Consider the following 19528-nt stretch of genomic DNA (forward strand, 5'->3'; position numbering starts at 1 on the left):
GGTCAGCCGGAGACGACCGGGGCCGTCTGGCGGCGGTCGCGGGCGGCCTGCTCGATGCGGTCGCGGATGAGGGCCATCTGGGTGCGCGAGTTGCGGTTGATGTTGTCGGTCATCCACTCGTCGTCGACCGGGGCGTCGGGCTTCATCGCGAAGTCCTGCACCCAGCGCATCTGGACGCCGCCGGGCAGCTGCTCGTACGTCCACATGATGTTCATGTGGGCGAAGGGGCCGGTCTCGACGCGGCGGGCCCGCACGGTCCTGGCGGCGCGGTCCACGGTGCGCTCGGAGACCCAGCTCCAGACCTTGCCGGACTCGTCCGGGTGCATGGTCAGCCGGAAGGTCGTGGAGTCGCCCTCGCGGGCGAGCACTTCGACGGAGGCGTACTCGCTGAAGAGGCGGGGCCAGTTCTCGATGTCGTTGGTCATGTCCCAGACGAGGTCGAGCGGGGCGTCGATGGTGATGCTGTTGTCGGTGTGGCCGGGCATGTCAGTTTCCGTTCCTGAGGGTGTCGTTGACGAGGGCGAGGAACTCGGCGGGGGTCTTGCAGCGCTCGGCGTCGTTGGGGAGCGAGCGGCCGGACCGGTTCTCGAGCTCGCCCACGATGCCGAGCAGGCCGAGCGAGTCGATGCCGAGGACCGAGAACGGCGTCTGCGCGGACTCCTCCAGTTCTCGCGGGTCGACGGTGACGCCGGCGGCCTGCTTCATCAGCGTGGCCAGTTCGTCGTAGGTCACTTCGGTGGTGATCATGTGTTTCTCCTTCCCGCCCGGCTCGGCCGGGCGGACTCGCCGCCGCGGCGCACGACCAGCGCCGCGTTGGAACCCATCAGTCCCCTGCTGAGGACGAGGGCCGTGTGCAGCTCGGCGGGCCGAGCACGGGACATCACCAGGTCGAGGTCGTGGCAGATGTCGTACACGTTGGGGGTGGGGGGCACCTGGCCGTGCTCCATCGCGAGCACCGCGGCCACGGTGTCGAGCACGGGCGCCGCGCAGTAGCCGCGCCCGATGCCGGTCTTGGGCGCCGTGACGGGCACCCGCGCGGCGTGGGCGCCGAGGGCGTCGGCGAGGGCCAGCGCCTCGGCGCGGTCCGCCTCGGGCACGCCGAGGGCGTCGGCGAACACGACGTCGATCTCCTCGGGGGCGCACGCGGCCTCGTCGAGGGCGACCCGGATGGCACGGGCGAGCCCTTCGCGGGACCGGTCCCAGCGGGAGCCGCCCGTGAACGTGGCGCCGTGGCCGGCGATGGTGGCCCGGACGGCGGCGCCTCGGTCGCGGGCCCGGTTCTCGTCCTCCACGACGAGCACGGCGCCGCCCTCGGCGGGGACGAAGCCGCAGGCCGCGGAGGTGAAGGGCCGGTAGGCGCGGCTGGGGTCCTCGACGGTGCTGAGCTCGGGGTAGCCGAGCTGGCACACCATCGAGTACGGCGCGAGGGGCGCCTCGGCCGCCCCGACCAGCATGGTGGCGGTGCCGCGGCGCACGGCCCGGGCGGCGTGGGCCAGCGAGTCGAGGCCGCCGGCCTCGTCGCTGGCGACCACGCCGCAGGGGCCCTTGAAGCCGCCGCGGATGGAGATCTGGCCGGTGGAGGCCGCGTAGAACCAGGCGATGGACTGGTACGGGCCGACGAACTTCGAGCCCTGGCCCCACAGTTTCTGCAGCTCCCGCTGGCCGAACTCGCCGCCGCCGGACCCGGCGGCCGTGACGACGCCGATGGAGTACGGGTCCTCGGGGGCGGAGTCCGGGCCGAGGCCGGCCTCGTTCAGGGCGAGGGAGGCCGCGGCCATGGCGTAGTGGCTGAACCGGTCGGTCTGGACGAGGAAGCGCTCCTCGATGAGGGCGGAGGCGTCGAAGCCCCGTACCTCGCCGGCGACCTTGAGGGGCAGGTGCTCGCAGCCCTCGCGGCTGATCCGGTCGAGGACGCCGAGGCCCTCGCGGACGGACTTCCAGAAGGCGTCGGCGTTCTGGCCGTTGGGGGCGATCACCCCCATGCCGGTGACGACCGCGTTCGGTGGGTGCCCTGTGCTGCTCATGGTGTCCTCCCGCCCGCCCCGCTGAGGAGCACCGCGGACTGGAACCCGCCGAAGCCGCTGCCGACGGAGAGCACATGACGCAGCTTCCGGGGGCGGGCCGTGCGCGGGACGTAGTCCAGGTCGCATTCGGGGTCGGGGGTCTCGTAGTTGGCGGTCGGCGGGACGACCTGGTGCCGCAGCGCGAGGACGCAGGCGGCGACCTCGATGGCGCCGATCGCGCCGAGCGAGTGCCCCACCATGGACTTGATGGAGCTCATCGGCGTGTCGTAGGCGTGGGCGCCCAGCGAGCGCTTGACGGCGGCGGTCTCGTGCCGGTCGTTCTGGCGGGTGCCGGAGCCGTGCGCGTTGACGTAGTCGACGAGGGTGGGGTCGAGCCGCGCCTGGTCGAGCGCGGCGTCGATGGAGCGGGCCATCTCCAGGCCCTCGGCGGTCAGTCCGGTCATGTGGTAGGCGTTGCCGTACGTGGCGTAGCCGCCGATCTCGCAGTAGACCGTGGCGCCACGGGCGCGGGCGTGCTCGTACTCCTCCAGGACCAGCACCGCGGCGCCCTCCCCCATGACGAAGCCCTTGCGGTCCGCGTCGAAGGGGCGGGAGGCGTGCTCCGGGTCGTCGTTGTCCGGCGACGTCGCCTTGATGGCGTCGAAGCAGGCCATGGTGATGGGGGATATCGGGGAGTCGGAGGCGCCGGCGATGCACACGTCCGCGCGGCCCTCGGCGAGGGTGTGGTAGGCGTAGCCGACCGCGTCGAGGCCGCTGGTGCAGCCGGTGGAGACGGTCTGCACGGGTCCGCGCGCGCCGAACCGTTCGGCCACCGTCGAGGCGAGGGTGCTCGGCGAGAACGCCAGGTGCAGCTTCGGGTCGGCGGCCCGGTGGTCCACGTCCCAGCGCCGGCCACTCTCGCTGACCTGCACGTAGTCGTGCTCCAGTCGGGTGGTGCCGCCGACCGCGCTGCCGAGGGAGACGGCGACCCGCCAGGGATCCTGGGTGCCGTCCCGGAGCGCGGACTCCAGTCCGGAGTCGCGGACCGCCTCGTCGGCGGCGACGGCCGCGAACTGGATGTACCGGTCGGCGTGTTCGCACAGATCGGGGTCGAGGCCGTGCGCGCGCGGGTCGAAGTCGCATTCGGCGGCGATGCGGGACCGCAGGCCCGCGGGGTCGAACAGGGTGATCCCGCGGGTCGCGGTGCGGCCGTTGGCCAGCAGGTCCCAGAAGGCCGCGGCTCCGGTGCCGCCCGGGGCGACCACCCCGACACCGGTCACGGCGACGCGGCGGGTCACTCCAGCGCCCCGGGGGCGTGCACGGGGTCGCCGACGGCTGCCGTCGCGGCCGTGTCGGTCTCCTCCGTGTCGACGTGGCCGAGGCTGGGCCGGGGGGCCAGCGGGCCGAGGTGGAACACCATGCGGGCCTCCACGTCGCCGACGTTCCGGAAGCGGTGGCGCATGTCGATCGGGATGAGGAGTCCCTGGTCGGGCCGGAGCGCGAAGGTCTCGCCGTCCAGGTCCACCTCGAGGTCGCCGGAGACCACGTACACGAACTCCTCGGAGTACGGGTGGTAGTGCTCGCCGATGCGCTCGCCGGGCTGCATGATGGCCAGCCCCATGAAGCCGCTGGTGGAACCCACGGTGGCGGGCGTGAGCATGGCTCTGAGGTCGCCTCCCCGCCTGCGGTTGGGTTCGGTCTCGCTCAGGTTCACGATGCGCGGACGCTGCTTGAGCATGCTTGTTACCTCCGGGTGTGGCAGGGCGTACTGGGGTGCGGAGGGCCGCGGCCGGAGCCGCGGCCCTCCGTCAGGAGTCCGCCGCGGTGCGGTCGGTGATGGGCAGCATGTCGGCGTGCGACAGGAGCCGGTTGATGTTGCGGTCCGTCTGCAGCGAGCCCTCGACGCCGATCGAGGCGCCGTCGAGCAGCCGTTCGAGGACGGCGGCCTTGCGGGGGCCGTGGAGGCCGAGGGCGGCGAGCGGGTCGAGGTCGAGGTCGCCGGTGACGTCGATGAGGCGGACGACGATGTCGTCGCGCTGGAAGACGGTGCTGGCGTGGACCGGGCTGTCCGGGTCGTCGGCGGCGGCCGCGTCCTGGGCGGCGAGCAGCCGGGCCAGGTCCGTGCCGCGGCCCTGCTTGGCCGGGTAGTACAGCGCGTGCCGCCGCAGGTCCCCGCCGGGTGCGGGCCGGCCGGCCGTCACGTGGTGGACGGCCGGGAGCGCGGCGCGGGTGAAGAAGACGCGCGCGGACTCGGGGTCGGTGAGGTCGCGGTCCTGCTCCAGGTACGGGTTGATGGCCTCCTCGACCGCCCGGACCTCCGGCTGGCGGCTGACGTGCCGCAGCGCGGCGAGGAGGTCGCCCTCGACCTCCACGGCCCTCACGACGCGGTTGCCGTGCATGAACAGGGAGGTGCGGCGCAGTCGCGTCTTCTCGTCGACCTGGGCCTTGGGCGACCGGTAACCGGCCAGGATCTCCGCGACCTTGGACTCGGAGCCGGGCTTGACGGTGAAGGTGAGCGCGTGGCGCGCCACCCCGTCGCCGACGCGCGGGGCCGCCTCCGTGGCGCTCCCCGCCCGCCCCGCCGTGGGCCGGTGGTCCGCGCCGGTCTCCCGGAGGATGCTGTAGCGCATCGACCGGGTGTCCCTGACGCAGGCGTGCATCGGCTTGACGGTCTCGACGTGCTCCTCGCTGTTCACCCAGGCGAGGAACGGCGGGGCGCTCTCCCACTCACTGGTGATGAGCCACTGCGACGGGTTCTCGATGGACTGGCAGAGCTGGTCGCTGATGTGGCCGGGCACGGAGGCCACCTGGCGGCGCATGGTCTCGTACGCCTCCAGGAACTGCTCCTGGGCTCCGTCGTACAGGTCGAGCAGCAGGATCACCCGGAGCCTGCTTCCGTCGAACGCCGACTGCGACACGCGTCCCGAGTTGGTCATCCGGCGCACCTCTTCTCTTGGTCAGGAGAGTCGGGGGGTGGACGACCGCGCCGTCCCTGGGGGACCGGGCCGTCCGTGGGGTACCGGGCCGTCCGGGAGGGGAGCGCTGCCCGTCGGGGAGGCCGGGGTCGTCATGTGCCGATGGTCGACATGAGGCGCTTCCGCGCGCGAGCCCCACGGGGCGGACGAGTGAACTGCGGCTCAACCGGGTGCTCCGGGCATGCGGACGGCGCCTCGAACGGGAAGGCATAGGCGTCCCACCCCCGAGGTGGCGTCGCGCACGACGCCGGAGGCAAGCAATGAACCCACTCGATCGGGCCGGCGAGGCCGGTCACCGCACCCCCGTCCTCATCGTCGGCGGCTCACTGGTGGGCCTGTCGACCTCGCTCTTCCTGGGCCGCCTGGGAGTCCCGCACGTGCTCGTCGAGCGCCATGCGGGCACGTCGATCCACCCGCGCGGCCGGGGGAACAACGTGCGCACGATGGAGCTGTTCCGGTCGGCCGGGGTCCAGCAGCGCATCGAGCAGGCCGCGGCCGTCCTGGCGGGCAACGACGGCATCCTGCAGACGTCCGTCCTGGCGGGCGGCGGCGGTGACGACGAGTGGCTGTTCCGGGAGATCGACCCGGGCGGCGGGCTCTCCCGCTTCAGCCCGGCCTCCTGGTGCCTGTGCAGCCAGAACGACCTGGAGCCGGTGCTCCTGGAGCGGGCCCGGCAGCTCGGCGGCGACCTGCGGTTCTCCACGGAGCTGATGTCCTTCGAGCAGGACGCGGACGGGGTGACCGCGCAGGTCAAGAGCCGTGAGACGGGCGAGCACCAAACGATCCGCGCGGACTACCTGGTGGCGGCGGACGGCCCGCGCAGCCCCGTCCGGGAACGCCTCGGCGTCGCGCAGAGCGGTCCGGGCGACCTGTTCCACAACGTGAGCGTCACGTTCGTCTCGCGCGGGCTCCGGGACGTCGTCGGCGACCGGCGCTTCATCGTCTGCTACCTGACGAACCCGGAGGCCGACGGGGCCCTGCTGCCGGTCGACAACCGGGAGCGCTGGGTGTTCCACGCGCCGTGGCACCCGGACCGGGGCGAGACGCTGGAGGAGTTCACCGACGAGCGGTGCCGGGAGCACATCCGGCGGGCGGTCGGCGTGCCGGACCTGGACGTGGAGATCACCGGCCGGGCGCCGTGGCACGCGGCCGAGCGGGTCGCCGAGCGGTACGCGGACGGCCGGGTGTTCCTCGTCGGCGACTCGGCGCACGAGATGCCGCCGACCGGCGCGTTCGGCTCGAACACCGGCATCCAGGACGCGCACAACCTGGCCTGGAAGCTGGCCGCGGTGATCGGCGGCTGGGCGGGCCCGGCGCTGCTGGACTCGTACGACGCCGAGCGCCGGCCGGTCGCGGAGGCGACCAGCGAGCGGGCGTCGGCCCGCTCGGTGGAGCACAGCCACCCGGGGTACGCGCCGGGGACGGGCGCTGCGACGGGCCGGAAGGGCGGCATCCTCAACGTGGTGCTGGGCTACCGCTATCCGCGGGGCGCGGTCGTGGGCGCGGACGGGTCGGTGCCGGTGGTGCCGGACGGGCTGCGGCTGACGGGCGAGCCGGGGACGCGGGCGCCGCACCTGTGGCTGGACCGGGCCGGCGCGCGGGTGTCGGCGCTGGACCTGTACGAGCGGTCCCTGGTGTTCCTGAGTTCGGCGTCGCCGGCCGGCCGGGCCTGGCACACAGCGGCGGAGGCGGTCGCGCGGCGGCTGTCGGTGCCGCTGGAGGCGTACCGGATCGGCACGGAGCCGGAGGCGGACCTCTCCCCCGCCGACGGCCAGGACTGGGCGGAGACGTACGGGGTGACGCGGGACGGCGCGGTGCTGGTGCGTCCGGACGGGTTCGTCGCGTGGCGGTCGGAGGGCGCGTCGGAGGATCCAGAGGCGGCGCTGGGCGAGGTGCTGAAGGCGGTCCTGAGCAGGTCCTGACGCCCGGCGTCCGGCCCCGGGGCAGCGCGGAGACGGATCCGCGGCTGCCCCGGGGCGCGTCAGCGGGCGCGGCGGGGCGGGTCAGGGGCCCCTGGGGCGCCTCGGATCACTTGCGCCAGAACAGGTGGTGCGTGACGCCGCTGGGGCTCGGCACGACGTCCAGGTGGAAGCGGTCGAGCAGGTCCTCCGGCGAGTCCCACAGCTTCAGCCCGGAGCCGAGCTTCACCGGCGACACGGCGACGTGCAGGGTGTCCACGAGGTCCGCGTCCAGGAACTCGCGGATCGTCGTGACCCCGCCGCCGAGCCGTACGTCCTTGCCGTCGGCCGCCTCCCGGGCCTGCGCGAGCACGGTGGCCGGGTCGGCGTCGACGAAGTGGAACGTCGTGTCGGAGAGGGTGAACGAGGGACGCGGGTGGTGGGTCATGACGAACACCGGCGTGCGGAACGGCGGTTCGTCACCCCACCAGCCGCGCCACTCCTCGTTCTCCCAGGGTCCGCGCTGCGGTCCGAACTTGTTCCGGCCCATGATCTCGGCGCCGATGTTGTGCGCGAAGTCGCGGGTCAGGTAGTCGTCGAGCCCCCGGCTGCCTCCGGGGTCGGTGCGCATCGGCCAGCTGGCCGTGGCGCCGGCCCAGGAGAACAGCCGCTCGGGGTCGACGTGGCCGAACGGCCGCTCGAAAGTCTGGTCCTCGCCGGCGGCGATGCCGTCGCTCGAGACATTGAAGTTCTGGACGCGCAGTAGCTGAACCACGGGGTGGTACTCCTCCTGAGTCGCGGGGTCGTGTCCGACGAGGTGGAGACCGTCGCGGCGGACGGAACTCATCGGCGGACACGAAGGTGGCGTCAGACGGTCAGGACGATCTTTCCCCGGGTACGGCCGGAAGCGCTCAGTTCCCACGCCCGTTCGGCCTCGGCGAGGGGCAGCGCGTGGGCTATGTCGACCGTCAGCTTCCCGGCGTCCGCGAGGGCGGCCAGGTGCGCGAGGTCGGCGGTGTCGGGGCGCACCCAGAGGAACGGCACGCCCTTGGCGGCGGCTTCCGGGTCGGCGATGGTGAGCACCCGGTCCTGCTGCCGGACCACGGACCGCAGGGTCTCGACCGCGCCGGGGCCGCCGTGGAAGTCCAGGGCCGCGTCGACGCCCTCCGGGGCGAGCGCGCGGATCCGGTCCGCCATGCCGTCCCCGTACGTCACGGGCTCCGCGCCGAGGCCGCGCAGGAAGTCGTGGTTGTGCTCCCCCGCGGTGCCGATCACCCGGGCGCCGAGCGCCACGGCCGTCTGCACGCCGAGCGAGCCGGTGCCGCCGGCCGCCGCGTGGATCACCACGGTCTCGCCGGCGGAGACGTTCAGACGGGTCAGGGACTGGTAGGCGGTCAGACCGGCGAGCGGGACGCCCGCGGCCTGCTCGAAGCTGAGGGCGCGGGGCTTGTGGGCGAGGGTGCGGACGGGCGCGCTGACGAACTCGGCGTAGGTGCCGAGCTCGACCCACTCCTTGCGGACGTAGCCGAACACCTCGTCGCCGACGGCGAACTCGTGGGTGTCGGGCCCGACGGCCTCGACGACGCCGGCCACGTCCCAGCCGGGCACCACGGGGTACCGGACCTCGAAGACCGGGTCGAGGTAGCCGGCGGCGAGCTTCCAGTCGACCGGATTGACTCCCGCGGCCTTCACGCGGACGAGCACCTCGCCGGGGGCGACCTTGGGTTCCGGACGCTCAACGAGCTTGAGAATGCCGGTCGTTCCGTATGCGTCATAGGTGATTGCCTTCATGATCGTGCCCAACGACGGACCCGCGGGAGTTCATTCCCAGGGGCCCGTCGTTGGGGACGGCCCCGGGGGCGGCCCCCGGGACGGCCGGCGGTTCGGGGCGGCGACGCACCGGGGCCATCCGGGTGGTGTGCGGGCCGGCCAGGGCCTGGGGGTGTGCGGGACCGGCGGGCGGGGGAACGGGGTGATGCCCGGATCGGCACGATTCGGCCGGGCGCGGGACGGGAAGGCGTGTGCGGGTACGCCGCCCATCCGATCGTCGGCCCGCGATCCGCTCCCGGGGTCACCGGCTCGCCGGCGGTCCGGCACTTCGGCTCACCCGAGGAGGAGTACCCATGGCGGAGCGCTCGCCCCTGCTCTCGCCCGTCCGCGTATGGCAGCGCTGGCGGCGGGACCCGGCGGTGGTGCAGACGGTGCGTTCGACCGCCGCGGCGACGATCTCGTACGTCGTGGCGCTCGGCCTCAGCTCGGAGCCGGTGCCGCTGACCGCGCCGCTCACCGCGCTCCTGGTGGTGCAGGTGACGCTGTACTCCACGCTGACGACGAGCCTGCGACGGGTGAACTCGGTCGTCGTGGGCGTCCTCATCGCGATCGCGTTCAGCGTGCTCGTCGGACTGACCTGGTGGAGCCTCGCGCTGGTGATCCTGGCGTCGCTGGTCGTGGGGCGGTTCGTCCGGGTGGAGGAGTTCGTCCCGGAGGTGGCGATCAGCGCGATGCTGGTACTCGGGGTCACGCAGGTCGCCGACACCGCCTGGGACCGCGTGCTGGAGACCGTCATCGGCGCGGTGGTGGGGCTGCTGTTCAACGTGGTGCTCGTGCCGCCCGTCTGGGTGGACACCGCCGGGGAGTCGATCGTGGACCTGGCCCGTCAGATGCGCCGGCTGCTGCTGGACATCGGGGAGGAGCTGACCTCGCCGGAGACCGAGGAGGACGACCGGGCGGACGCGGGTCCGGTGCCGTCCACCGCGTCCTTCGAGCGCGCGGCCGCGCGGCTCCACGAGGCGCGGCGGCTCGACAACGACGTGGCGGACGTGGACGCGGCCCTGCGGCAGGCGGAGGACAGTCTGCGGTTCAACCCGCGGGTGAAGGAGGGGCTGCTGCACCGCATCGTGCTGCGGACCGGGCTCGACACGCTGGAGATCTCGGCCGTCGTGCTGCGTGTGCTCGCCCGCACGCTGACGGACCTGGCCAAGCACCGGCGGGGCGCGGCGCTCTTCCGCGCCGACACGAGCGCGGCGCTGGAGGAGACGCTGCGCGACCTCGGGGACGCGCTGGTGAGCTTCGCCGTGCTCGTCACCTCGAACGTCAGCGAGGGCGCGGAGGCCGCGGAGCACCGGCTCACGAGCGACCTGGCGTCCGCGCGGTCCGCCCGCGACCGCGCCGCCGTGCTGCTGCGGGAGGACGCGCGGCACCCGGAGCTGTGGCAGCTGTACGGGGCGCTGCTCGCCGAGATCGACCGTGTCCTGGACGAACTCGACCCCGACCACCGGGGCCGCCGTCTGATGGAGGAGCTGGACCGCACCACGCGGAGCCGCGAGGAGCGCCGGCGCCGTGTCTTCTCCCTGACGGGCCGCTCGGCGGAACGCTGACCGCCGGGCGTACCGGTCGCGCTCTGGCCGGGTGGGCGTCGGGGCGTGAGAATGCCGGGGTGACTGTGACCTCCGGGACGACCGGCGAATGCCAGGACCCCACCGTCCGCGTCGAGCGGGACGGGCCCGTGACGACCGTGGTGCTGGCGCGGCCCGCCGCGCGCAACGCCGTCGACGGGCCGACCGCGCGGCAACTGGCGGACGCGTTCCGGGCGTTCGAGGCCGACGAGACGGCGTCGGTGGCGGTGCTGTGGGGCGAGGGCGGCACGTTCTGCGCGGGCGCCGATCTGAAGGCCGTCGGCACCGGGCGCGGCAACCGGGTCGCGCCGGACGGCGACGGGCCGATGGGCCCGACGCGGCTGCGCCTGACCAAGCCCGTCATCGCCGCGATCGCCGGCCACGCGGTGGCGGGCGGTCTGGAACTGGCCCTCTGGTGCGACCTGCGGGTGGTCGAGGAGGACGCGGTGCTGGGGGTGTTCTGCCGGCGCTGGGGCGTGCCGCTCATCGACGGCGGCACCGTCCGTCTGCCCCGGCTGATCGGCGAGAGCCGCGCCATGGATCTGATCCTGACCGGGCGCCCCGTCCCCGCGTCCGAGGCGCACGCCATCGGGCTCGCGAACCGCGTCGTCCCGACCGGGCGGGCCCGGCGGGCGGCGGAGGAGCTGGCCCGCGAGATCGCCGCGTTCCCGCAGCTCTGCCTCCGGCACGACCGGCTGTCCGTCCTCGAACAGCACGGCCTCCCCGAACCCGAGGCCCTCGCCGCCGAACTCCGCCACGGCATGGTCCCCCTGACCACCGGCGAAACCCTCGCCGGCGCGACCCGCTTCACCTCCGGCGCGGGCCGGCACGGCTCGTTCGACGACTAGGGGCCTGTCCGGCGGACCAGGTACCGCCGGCGGAAGCAGCGCCACCGGACGCGGTGCTACGCGGGGCGGAGAACGGGGTCGATCGCTGCCAGGCTCTCGTGCAGCCGGCGGGCCCCGCGCGCGACATCGTCGTCGGCGTCGCCCGTCATCTCCTCGCAGAGTCGCAGCGCCTGCGCCAGGTCGGCCCAGAAGAAGCCGAAGACATCGACGACGGCGGTGTGGATCCAGTCGGCGTGGTTGTCGTCGGCGACCGCCAGCGCGGACGCGACGATCGCCAGCCCCGCCCTGTCCTTCCGCCGCAACAGGCTCTCCGCGGTCCGTCGCGTCACGAAGGTGTCGTGAGGATCGAGCACGAGTGCGAGCAGGGGCTCGACGGCCTCCGGCATCTCGGCGAACGCCGCCAGGCCGTGACCCGCATCCGCCCGGTCGCGCCAGTCGTCGCCGCGCGCGAGTGCGCCGAGCGCCACGACGGCCGGGCGACGCAGGTCACGGTTCACGGAGAACTCCTTCTCGAGGTCAGCGAGGCGTGAGGAGGCAGAACTCGTTGCCTTCCGGGTCGGCCAGCACCGTCCAGGCGATCTGGGACTGGTCGATCCCGGGGTCGGTGGCGCCCAGGGCGCGCAGCCGGGCCGCCTCCGTCTCCAGGTCGTCGCCGGGGTAGGGGCTGACGTCGAGGTGGACGCGGTTCCAGACGCGCTTGGTGTCGGGGGTGCGGACGAACTCCAGGTAGGGGCCGACACCTTGGGCGGAGCGCAGGGTCGCCTGGTCGTCGGTGACCTCGTGCACCGTCCAGTCCATCGCCCGGCCCCAGAACCGGGCCATCTCGCGGGGGTCGGTGCAGTCGACCACCACCGCGGCGATCGGTCCGGTGTCCCGGTAGACCGGGCGGGGCTCCAGGACGCAGAACTCGTTGCCCTCCAGGTCGGCCATGACCGTCCAGGGGACGTCGCCCTGGCCGATGTCGGCGAGCGTCGCGCCGAGGTCCTTCAGGCGCGCGACCAGTTCCGTCTGATGGGCGGTGGAGGTGGTGGCCAGGTCGACGTGCACCCGGTTCTTCACCGTCTTGGGCTCCGGGCGGGCGATGATGTCGATGCAGACGGCCGAGGGGTCGGGGTAGTCGAAGCCCACGGGTTCGACGTTGGTGACGCCGGGCCCCTCGCTGTCGACGCCCCAGCCGAGTGCCTCCGCCCAGAACCGGCCGAGCGCGGAGTCGTCCTGCGCCTTCATGTTGATCTGCACAAGCCTTGTTGCCATGCCGCAGATCCTAGAAGGGCCGGTCGGGGGCCCTCGGCCCCTTCCCGGCCCGCCGTGCTCTCCACTCCCTCAGCAGCAGCGCGGCGGCCGCGGCCGGTGCCGGCCCGGAGGTCCGCACCGCGAGGGACGCCCCGGCGCGGCGCACCGCGTCCAGGCGGAGCCGCTGGACGCCGAGCAGGGCGCGGACGAACGGACGGAACGCGTCGTCCACCGCCGCTTCCACCCCTTCCCCGCCCGCCAGTTCCGCCGCCGCGCGGTCCGCCTGCTCGGCGACGACCCGGCCGAGCGCCGCGTCGGGGCGGGAGGGTTCGGCGCCGTGGCGGGCGAGGGCGTCGGCCGGGACGCCGGGGCGGCCCTCTCGCAGGTCCTCGGACAGGTCCTCGAGGAAGTCCAGGCGCTGCATGCCGGCGATGATCCGGTGGCAGCCGTCCGTGAAGGCCGCCCGGCGCACCGGGTCGGCCGGGGCCAGCAGGCAGGCGGTGAGCATCAGACCGGGCAGGGAGTACGCGCGTACGTACGCGGCGAAGTCGTCCTCGTCCGCCACACCGCGCCACTCCGCCTCGCGCTCGGCCCCCCGCAGGAACTCCTCGACATGCGCGCGCAGGGCGGGGGTCCGCTCCACGGTGCGGACCAGGCAGCGCAGGACCGGCAGTTCGGCGTCGCCGCCGTCGAGCGCCTTGCGGACGTGCCCGTCCCACGCCGCCAGCGCGGCGGCCCGCTCGTCACGGGCGCCGCGGTCGACGCGGTCGTCGGTCTCGTGCATGAAGGCGACGGCGGCCACGACGTCCGGCAGCAGCGCGGCGGGCAGCAGCAGTCGGGCGGCCGTGTACTCGGCCGGCCTGTACCGCCGCACCGCCCGGCGCTGCAGCGTGTAGTCCCGCCGCAGCCCGGGATCCGGTACCCCGGCCCGGTCGAGGACCCGATTCCACATGTCCGACCTCCTGTCGCCGCCGCCCCTGCGGACGGCCGGCACCATCATCGCCGAGCCGAGGCGGGGCGTCGGTAAACGGATGTGCGAATGTCAGTCGTGCGTGATAGTCACTACCTCCACGAGGGGGGTGATCACTGGCCTCCCCGTTCGAGAACACCAAGGGGTGGGGACATGGCGTTGCTCCGTGATTGGGGGCTCACGCTGGGACGATGGACCAGCCGGCCGGAGGCGCGGCTGGAGAAGGGGTCCAGCGATCCGGACGTGGCCCGGATCCGGGCGGCCGCCGAGGCGGCGGACTGGGCGACCGTGCGGACCGTGCTGGAGGCGCGGCCGGAGAGCCGGGACCGGACCGGGCTGCTGTGGGCCGTGGCCGACACGGCCGGCGTGGAGCGCTGGATCGGCGAGGTCCTGAAGGCGGAGCCCGAGTCGGCGCTGGCGCTGACCGTCGCCGGCATCCGCTACGTCAGCTGGGGCTGGGAGGCCCGGACCCGGCGCGGGCGAAGGACGTCTCGCGCGAGCAGTTCGAGGTGTTCCACGAGCGGCTGCGCCAGGCCGAGGAGTGGCTGTACCGCGCGGCGGAGCTCGAGCCGGGCTGGACCTCCCCCTGGTACGTGCTGCAGGTCACCGGCCGCGGTCTGCAGGTCGGCCAGGTGTCGGCACGCCGCCGGTTCGAGGCGACCGTGCGCCGCGACCCGTACCACCTGGGCGCGCACGAGCAGCAGCTGCAGCAGATCTGCAAGAAGTGGGGCGGCTCGCACGAGGAGATGCACGCCTTCGCCCGCGAGTCCGTGTTCAAGGCTCCCGGCGGCACGCCGCTCGGTCAGCTCGTCGCGGACGCGCACATCGAGGAGTGGCTGTCGCTCGACGCCGGCCCGGACGAGGCGTACATGCGCCGGCCCGACGTGGTGGAGTCCCTGCGGCAGGCGGCGGACCACTCGTACCGGCACCCGGACTTCGTCCGGGAGGGCTCCTGGCTGGGCCTGCTGAACAGCTTCGCGATGGCGTTCTCGCTGGCCGGCGACCGCGCCTCGGCCCGCGAGTGCTTCCAGGCCACGGAGGGGCGCGTCACGGAGTCCCCGTGGGACTACCTGAACGGCTCCGATCCCGTCGCCGCCTACCGCAAGCACCGCGCGGCCGCCGGGCGCTGACCCGGGCGGCGGCGCGCCGCGACGAGCGTCCCGCCCGCCCCTGAAGTCCCGCCCGTCGCCCCCGTACTCCTCCGTCCGACTTCCCGTCCGCGCCGCGCGCCGGCGCCGACGCGCCAGTGAAGGATTCCGTCAGGTGTCCCCTTCCGAGACCGCCCACACCTTCCAGGTCGACCTGCGCGGCCTGGTCGACCTGCTGTCCCACCACCTCTATTCGAGTCCCCGCGTCTATCTGCGCGAGCTGCTGCAGAACGCCGTGGACGCCATCACCGCCCGCCAGGCCGCGTCCCCCGGCGCGCCCGGCACGATCACCGTGCGCACCGGTGACACGCTCACCGTCACGGACACCGGCATCGGTCTGACCGAGGCCGACGTGCACCGCTTCCTCGCCACCATCGGCCGCAGCTCCAAGCGGACCGCCGAGGGCGCCCTCGACGGCGCCGGGCTGGAGTCCGCCCGCGGCGAGTTCATCGGCCAGTTCGGCATCGGCCTGCTGGCCTGCTTCGTCGTCGCCGACGAGATCACCGTGCTCAGCCGGTCCGCGAGCGACCCGGCGGCGCCCGCGGTCGAGTGGCGGGGCCACTCCGACGGCCGGTACACCATCCGGACGCTGCCGTCCTCGGCCGTGCCGGAGCCGGGCACGACCGTGCGGCTCGTCCCGCGCGCCGACAACGCCGAATGGACGTCTCCCCGGCAGGTCGTCGAGCTGGCCCGGCACTACGGCGGCCTGCTGCGGCACGAGGTCACCGTCGTGGACCCGCAGGGCGAGAAGGTGCGGATCAACGACACTCCGCCGTGGGAGCGGACGCACCGCTCCCCGCTCGCCCGCCGCGAGGCGCTGACCGCGTACTGCCGCGAGCTGTTCGACTTCACCCCGCTGGACAGCATCGAGCTGGACCTGCCGGCGGCCGGGCTGCGCGGTGTCGCGTACGTGCTGCCGACGGCCGTGAGCCCCGCGCAGCGCGCCGGTCACCGGGTGCACCTGAAGGGCATGCTGCTCACCGACCGGGCGCCCGAACTGCTCCCCGACTGGGCGTTCTTCGTGCGCTGCGTGGTCGACACCACCAGCCTGCGGCCGACGGCCTCGCGCGAGTCGCTGTACGAGGACGGCACGCTGTCCGCCGTACGGGACGCCCTGGGCGACCGGATCCGGGACTGGCTCACCGGGCTCGCGGCCAGCGACCCGGCGCTGCTGCACCGGTTCATCGACACGCACCACCTCGCGGTGAAGGCCCTCGCCCGGTACGACGACGAGCTGCTGCGCGTGGTGCTGCCGTGGCTGCCGTTCGAGACCACCGACGGCAACATCACCCTGGAGGAGTTCGCGCGGACGCATCCGACGCTGCTGGTCACCCGCAGCGTCGAGGAGTTCCGGCAGGTCGCCCCGATCGCCGCGGCGGCCGGCCTGGGCGTCGTCAACGGCGGCTACACGTACGACCGCGACCTGGTGCACCGGCTGCCGGAGATCCGCCCCGGCACGACCGTCTCCGACCTGGACCCGGCCACGGTGACCGCGCATCTCGACGCGGTGGACCCGACGGCCGAGCTGCGCGCGGCGGCGTTCCTCGCCGTGGCCCGGGAGACGATCGGCGTGCACGACTGCGACGTCGTGCTGCGCGACTTCCAGCCGGTGACCGCGCCGGCGCTGCTGCTCGACAACCGGGAGGCGCGGCACGAGCGCAGCCGGTCGAGCCTCGCCGCCGAGAGCGACGGGCTGTGGGCCGACATCCTGGGCTCCCTGCGGCACGAGACGCCCCGCGCCCAGCTGGTCCTCAACCACCTGAACCCGCTGGTCCGCCAGGCGATCACGATCTCCGAGCGCGGTCTGGCCGTCACCACCGCCGAGGCGCTCTACGGGCAGGCCCTGCTGCTCAGCCGACGTCCGCTGAAGGCGAGCGAGAGCGCCCTGCTGAACCGGGCCTTCATCGGCCTGCTCACCCACGCCATGCACAACCCCGGCACGGACGCGGACGGCGCCGGGCCCCGGAAGGACATCTGATGCTGGACACCCCCGAGGCCGTGATCGAGGCGCTGCGTGAGAACCACGACCGCCCGCACGGTCTGCAGCGCACCGTCACCGCCGAGGAACTCGTCGAGGCCGCCGGTCAGTTCGAGAAGCCGGACGTCCTGGTGACGGCCCTGCTGGAGCTGATGACGGCGTACGAGTTCACCGGCGAGTACCGCAAGTCGCCGGTCGTCTTCGGCCGGCTGCTGAAGCTCTGGGACGAGTCGCCCGAGGAGTTCAGCGAGTGGGAGGCGCACCAGGTCTACTGGCGCTTCAAGTGGGTCGCGACCTCGCTGCTCCACGTGCCCGAGGTGCCGCTGGCGTCGATCCACGGCTGGGTCGACGAGATGCGCCGCCGGTACGAGAAGGCGGGACACGGCATGCAGCCGGTGGCGGCGATGCGCTACCACGTCGCGGCGCACACGGGCGTCGGCGTCGCCGACGCGTACGACCTGTGGGTCACCCGGCCGCGGACCGAGCTGAGCGACTGCGAGGCGTGCGAGACCCGGCACCTGGCCGAGCACCAGATGCGCGAGGGCGACGACGCCAAGGCCCTGGAGACGCTGCGGCCGGTGCTGGAGGGGGCGATGGGCTGCGCCGAGGAGCCGCAGATGAGCCAGGCCCTCGCGCTCGGGGCGCTGCTGCGCACCGGCCGCCTCGACGAGGCCCGTTCGCACCACCTGACCGGTTACCGCCGGGTGCGCGGGAACACCGGCATGCAGTCCTGGGTCGGCCGGCACCTGGAGTTCTGCGTCCTGTCCCGCAACGAGGGCCGGGGCCTGGAGATCCTGGCCGAGAACCGGCCGCTGTTCGAGGCGGACGGCGCCCCGCTGGCCCATCTGTGGTTCCTGACGGGCGTCGAGCTGCTGCTCGCCCGCATCGTGGAGGACGGGCACGCCGACACGGCCGTCGCGGGCCCGCCGGGACGGAACTGGACCGCCGTCGAGCTGCTCGGCCACGTGCGCGCCGAGGCGGACCGGCTGACCGCGGCCTTCGACGCCCGCAACGGGACCACGACGGTCGGAGACAGCCGCCGGTGGCGGCTGGCGCAGCGTCCGCTGCTGGACGCGCCGCTGCCGCTCGGCCTGCGGACGTCGGTCGCCCGCCCGGCGGCGGCCGCGGCCGCGCCGGTCGCGGCGCCCGCCGCCGCGGGGGCCGCCTCCGTCGAGATCCCCGACGACTTCGTGGCACTGGTGCGCGAGGCGCGGCGGATGGCGACCGCGGGGCACCCGGGTGACTCCCGGCTGTGGAAGCGGATCGCCGAGCGGCTGGCCGACGGCAGCGCCGTGCACGACGACCGGCTCGGCCCGCCGGAGCTGCTGCAGGCGGAGCTCGCCGAGCAGCGGGCGGGCGAGCTGGCGATGGCCGACCGCGACGACGAGGCCGGCGTCGAGGTGCGCCGGGCGGCGGAGCTGTACGCGCGGATCGGCATGCCGTGGCAGGCGCTGTCGTCCCGGGCCCGTGCGCTGGCGTGGGCGAACCCGCCCGCCGACGGGGAGGACGAGAGTGCCACGGGCTCCGCGCGGCTGGACGCCGACGGGATCCGGGAGGCGCTCGACGAGCTGCTGGGCGAGGCGCGGCGGCTGGAGACCGAGGCGCCGTTCACGGGCGAGGCGCTCGGCCCCGCGGAGGCGGCGGCCGGCGACGACCTGGCGCTGGAGCGCAAGCTCGCGTACCTGGCGGTGTACTACGCGCGCACGTACGCGGCCTACCGGGAGCTGGGCCGCGGGGACGGCGAGCCCTCCCCCGCCGCCGTCGAGCGCTTCGAGGCGTGCGTCCGGGCGCTGCAGTCCGAGGCGGAGCGCCTGGCGGTGCCCCACCAGGTCGCGAACGCCCGGCAGTTCGCCGCCGACGTGGCGGGCCGCCACGGCGACTTCGCGCGCGCCGAGGCGGGGCTGCGCGCGGCTCTGAAGGACCTGGAGGCCGCGGGCCGGCCGTGGCGCGGTTCGCGTCCGCGGGCCCTGCTCGCGCAGATCCTGATGGCGCAGGACCGGGCGGCGGAGGCGGTGGACCTGCTGCACCAGGCGATCGCGGACGCGGTGCGGTACGACGACGCGGACTTCCCGATGGCGCCGACGTACGCGATGCTCGGCCACGCCGTCTCGCACCTCGGCGACCACGCGGGCGCGGTGCGCCACCTGTCCGAGGCGGCCGCGCGGTTCGACCAGTCCGGGGCGCCGGACGAGGCCGCGGACGTGCGGCTGCAGCTGGTGGACGTGCTGATGCGGACCGGTCAGCAGGCCGACGCGGTGGCGATCCTGGAGTCGCTGGTCGCCGAGGAGACGGCGGACCGGCTCCCCGAGCGGATGGTCGCGCAGATCCGGCTGTCGCTGGCGCGCGGGCTGCGCGAGCTGGAGGAGTACCTGCCGTCGGCCGAGGAGTTCCTGAAGCTGGCGGACACGGTCTCCGGCTGGAAGGACGACGCCCCGATCCGCACGATGGTGACGGCGGACACGGCCGTCGCGCTGGCCCTCGCGGACCGCTGGGACGCGGCGGACGCGGCGTACGGGCGGGCGCTCGCGGCGCACGCCGAGGCGCCGAACCCGTCGCTGATCACGCACATGATGTGCGAGTTCGCGCGGCTGAAGGTGGACGCCGAGGGGCCGGAGGGTCTGGAGGCGGCGCTGAGGCACCTCGCGGAGGCCGACGCGCTGGTGGCGTCCGTGCCGGCGGGCACGGAGGACTTCTACCCCTGGTTCGAGCGGGGCACGGTGCACTACCGGCGGGCCCGTGTGCTGGCGCAGGCCGAGCGGTTCGAGGAGGCGCTGGCCGAGGCGGAGGCCGCCGTCGCGTCCCACGGGGAGGGCGGCGAGGACGGGGAGTCGCCGCGTGCGGAGGCGACCCGGATCGCGGCGCTGATCGAGGGCAACGCGCTCGGTCGGTTCAACGAGGCCATCGCGCGGCTGACGACGGCGGCGGCGCGCTGCCGGAAGGCGGGGCTGCCGGAGGCGGCGCAGATCCTCGACTCCCTGCGGGAGGAGTACATGTCGCGCCTGCCGCACGGGCGCTGAGCCTGATCCGTCCCTTCGTCCCGGGCCCGGCCGTGTCGTACGGCCGGGCCCGGGGCGCGTTCC

General features: G+C 74.2%; 17 protein-coding genes. 6 read left to right on the top strand and 11 right to left on the bottom strand.

The window, feature by feature from the left end; all coding sequences use genetic code 11:
* Positions 1–2: 2 nt before the first annotated feature.
* From ACNJ93_RS00510 to ACNJ93_RS00535, 6 genes are all read right to left on the bottom strand, one after another.
* Positions 3–485 (bottom strand): SRPBCC family protein, encoded by a 483-nt coding sequence (locus ACNJ93_RS00510; RefSeq protein WP_418955276.1) that lies wholly within the window; start codon positions 483–485, stop codon positions 3–5.
* Between the two features lies 1 nt (position 486).
* Positions 487–747, bottom strand: a complete 261-nt coding sequence (locus ACNJ93_RS00515) for an acyl carrier protein (RefSeq protein ID WP_418955277.1) — start codon at positions 745–747, stop codon at positions 487–489.
* Entirely contained in the window at positions 744–2024 is a 1281-nt protein-coding gene (locus ACNJ93_RS00520) for a ketosynthase chain-length factor (protein ID WP_418955278.1), read from the bottom strand. Before ACNJ93_RS00520 ends, ACNJ93_RS00515 begins: the two co-directional genes overlap by 4 nt.
* Complete coding sequence (locus tag ACNJ93_RS00525) at positions 2021–3301, bottom strand: beta-ketoacyl-[acyl-carrier-protein] synthase family protein (RefSeq protein ID WP_418955279.1); 1281 nt, start codon at positions 3299–3301, stop codon at positions 2021–2023. Before ACNJ93_RS00525 ends, ACNJ93_RS00520 begins: the two co-directional genes overlap by 4 nt.
* Complete coding sequence (locus ACNJ93_RS00530; RefSeq protein ID WP_418955280.1) at positions 3298–3741, bottom strand: cupin domain-containing protein; 444 nt, start codon at positions 3739–3741, stop codon at positions 3298–3300. The genes ACNJ93_RS00525 and ACNJ93_RS00530 overlap by 4 nt, the downstream gene beginning before the upstream one ends.
* A gap of 70 nt (positions 3742–3811) precedes the next feature.
* Positions 3812–4939, bottom strand: coding sequence for a SchA/CurD-like domain-containing protein (locus ACNJ93_RS00535; protein WP_418955281.1), 1128 nt, complete (start codon positions 4937–4939; stop codon positions 3812–3814).
* 299 nt (positions 4940–5238) lie between these two features.
* Between ACNJ93_RS00535 and ACNJ93_RS00540 the strand changes: the two genes are divergently transcribed.
* The gene (locus tag ACNJ93_RS00540; RefSeq protein ID WP_418955282.1) at positions 5239–6900 is read left to right on the top strand and encodes an FAD-dependent oxidoreductase; all 1662 of its coding nucleotides are present in this window, start codon (positions 5239–5241) and stop codon (positions 6898–6900) included.
* 106 nt (positions 6901–7006) lie between these two features.
* Here the strand turns inward: ACNJ93_RS00540 and ACNJ93_RS00545 are convergent, their stop codons facing one another.
* Entirely contained in the window at positions 7007–7651 is a 645-nt protein-coding gene (locus ACNJ93_RS00545; RefSeq protein WP_418955283.1) for a dihydrofolate reductase family protein, read from the bottom strand.
* A gap of 92 nt (positions 7652–7743) precedes the next feature.
* On the bottom strand, positions 7744–8667 hold the full coding sequence (locus ACNJ93_RS00550; protein ID WP_418955284.1) for an NADP-dependent oxidoreductase: 924 nt from the start codon (positions 8665–8667) through the stop codon (positions 7744–7746).
* Positions 8668–8999: 332 nt separating this feature from the next.
* On the opposite strand from ACNJ93_RS00550, the gene ACNJ93_RS00555 reads away from it, so the two are divergent.
* Positions 9000–10253 (top strand): FUSC family protein, encoded by a 1254-nt coding sequence (locus ACNJ93_RS00555; protein ID WP_418955285.1) that lies wholly within the window; start codon positions 9000–9002, stop codon positions 10251–10253.
* 59 nt (positions 10254–10312) lie between these two features.
* Complete coding sequence (locus ACNJ93_RS00560; RefSeq protein WP_418955286.1) at positions 10313–11119, top strand: crotonase/enoyl-CoA hydratase family protein; 807 nt, start codon at positions 10313–10315, stop codon at positions 11117–11119.
* A gap of 56 nt (positions 11120–11175) precedes the next feature.
* Here the strand turns inward: ACNJ93_RS00560 and ACNJ93_RS00565 are convergent, their stop codons facing one another.
* From ACNJ93_RS00565 to ACNJ93_RS00575, 3 genes are read right to left on the bottom strand one after another with little or no spacing between them, the layout of a single operon-like run.
* Entirely contained in the window at positions 11176–11616 is a 441-nt protein-coding gene (locus ACNJ93_RS00565) for a hypothetical protein (RefSeq protein ID WP_418955287.1), read from the bottom strand.
* Positions 11617–11635: 19 nt separating this feature from the next.
* Positions 11636–12373 (bottom strand): VOC family protein, encoded by a 738-nt coding sequence (locus ACNJ93_RS00570; RefSeq protein WP_418955288.1) that lies wholly within the window; start codon positions 12371–12373, stop codon positions 11636–11638.
* Between the two features lie 10 nt (positions 12374–12383).
* Complete coding sequence (locus ACNJ93_RS00575) at positions 12384–13304, bottom strand: squalene/phytoene synthase family protein (protein ID WP_418955289.1); 921 nt, start codon at positions 13302–13304, stop codon at positions 12384–12386.
* 527 nt (positions 13305–13831) lie between these two features.
* Between ACNJ93_RS00575 and ACNJ93_RS00580 the strand changes: the two genes are divergently transcribed.
* The 3 genes from ACNJ93_RS00580 (at position 13832) to ACNJ93_RS00590 (ending at position 19465) form a co-directional block, all read left to right on the top strand.
* Entirely contained in the window at positions 13832–14452 is a 621-nt protein-coding gene (locus tag ACNJ93_RS00580; RefSeq protein ID WP_418955290.1) for a hypothetical protein, read from the top strand.
* A gap of 133 nt (positions 14453–14585) precedes the next feature.
* A complete protein-coding gene (locus ACNJ93_RS00585) occupies positions 14586–16448 on the top strand; it encodes an HSP90 family protein (RefSeq protein ID WP_418955291.1) in 1863 nt (620 codons plus the stop codon).
* Entirely contained in the window at positions 16448–19465 is a 3018-nt protein-coding gene (locus ACNJ93_RS00590; protein WP_418955292.1) for a hypothetical protein, read from the top strand. The genes ACNJ93_RS00585 and ACNJ93_RS00590 overlap by 1 nt, the downstream gene beginning before the upstream one ends.
* The last annotated feature ends 63 nt before the right edge of the window (positions 19466–19528 follow it).

The sequence above is a fragment of the Streptomyces tritici genome (assembly GCF_048500665.1).
GTDB lineage: Bacteria > Actinomycetota > Actinomycetes > Streptomycetales > Streptomycetaceae > Streptomyces > Streptomyces tritici.

Coding starts and splice junctions, on each gene's coding strand:
- ACNJ93_RS00515 (WP_418955277.1), bottom strand. CDS start 747: ATGATCACCACCGAAGTGACCTACGACGAACTGGCCACGCTGATGAAG.
- ACNJ93_RS00575 (WP_418955289.1), bottom strand. CDS start 13,304: ATGTGGAATCGGGTCCTCGACCGGGCCGGGGTACCGGATCCCGGGCTG.
- ACNJ93_RS00590 (WP_418955292.1), top strand. CDS start 16,448: ATGCTGGACACCCCCGAGGCCGTGATCGAGGCGCTGCGTGAGAACCAC.
- ACNJ93_RS00510 (WP_418955276.1), bottom strand. CDS start 485: ATGCCCGGCCACACCGACAACAGCATCACCATCGACGCCCCGCTCGAC.
- ACNJ93_RS00555 (WP_418955285.1), top strand. CDS start 9,000: ATGGCGGAGCGCTCGCCCCTGCTCTCGCCCGTCCGCGTATGGCAGCGC.
- ACNJ93_RS00530 (WP_418955280.1), bottom strand. CDS start 3,741: ATGCTCAAGCAGCGTCCGCGCATCGTGAACCTGAGCGAGACCGAACCC.
- ACNJ93_RS00535 (WP_418955281.1), bottom strand. CDS start 4,939: ATGACCAACTCGGGACGCGTGTCGCAGTCGGCGTTCGACGGAAGCAGG.
- ACNJ93_RS00550 (WP_418955284.1), bottom strand. CDS start 8,667: ATGAAGGCAATCACCTATGACGCATACGGAACGACCGGCATTCTCAAG.
- ACNJ93_RS00520 (WP_418955278.1), bottom strand. CDS start 2,024: ATGAGCAGCACAGGGCACCCACCGAACGCGGTCGTCACCGGCATGGGG.
- ACNJ93_RS00570 (WP_418955288.1), bottom strand. CDS start 12,373: ATGGCAACAAGGCTTGTGCAGATCAACATGAAGGCGCAGGACGACTCC.
- ACNJ93_RS00540 (WP_418955282.1), top strand. CDS start 5,239: ATGAACCCACTCGATCGGGCCGGCGAGGCCGGTCACCGCACCCCCGTC.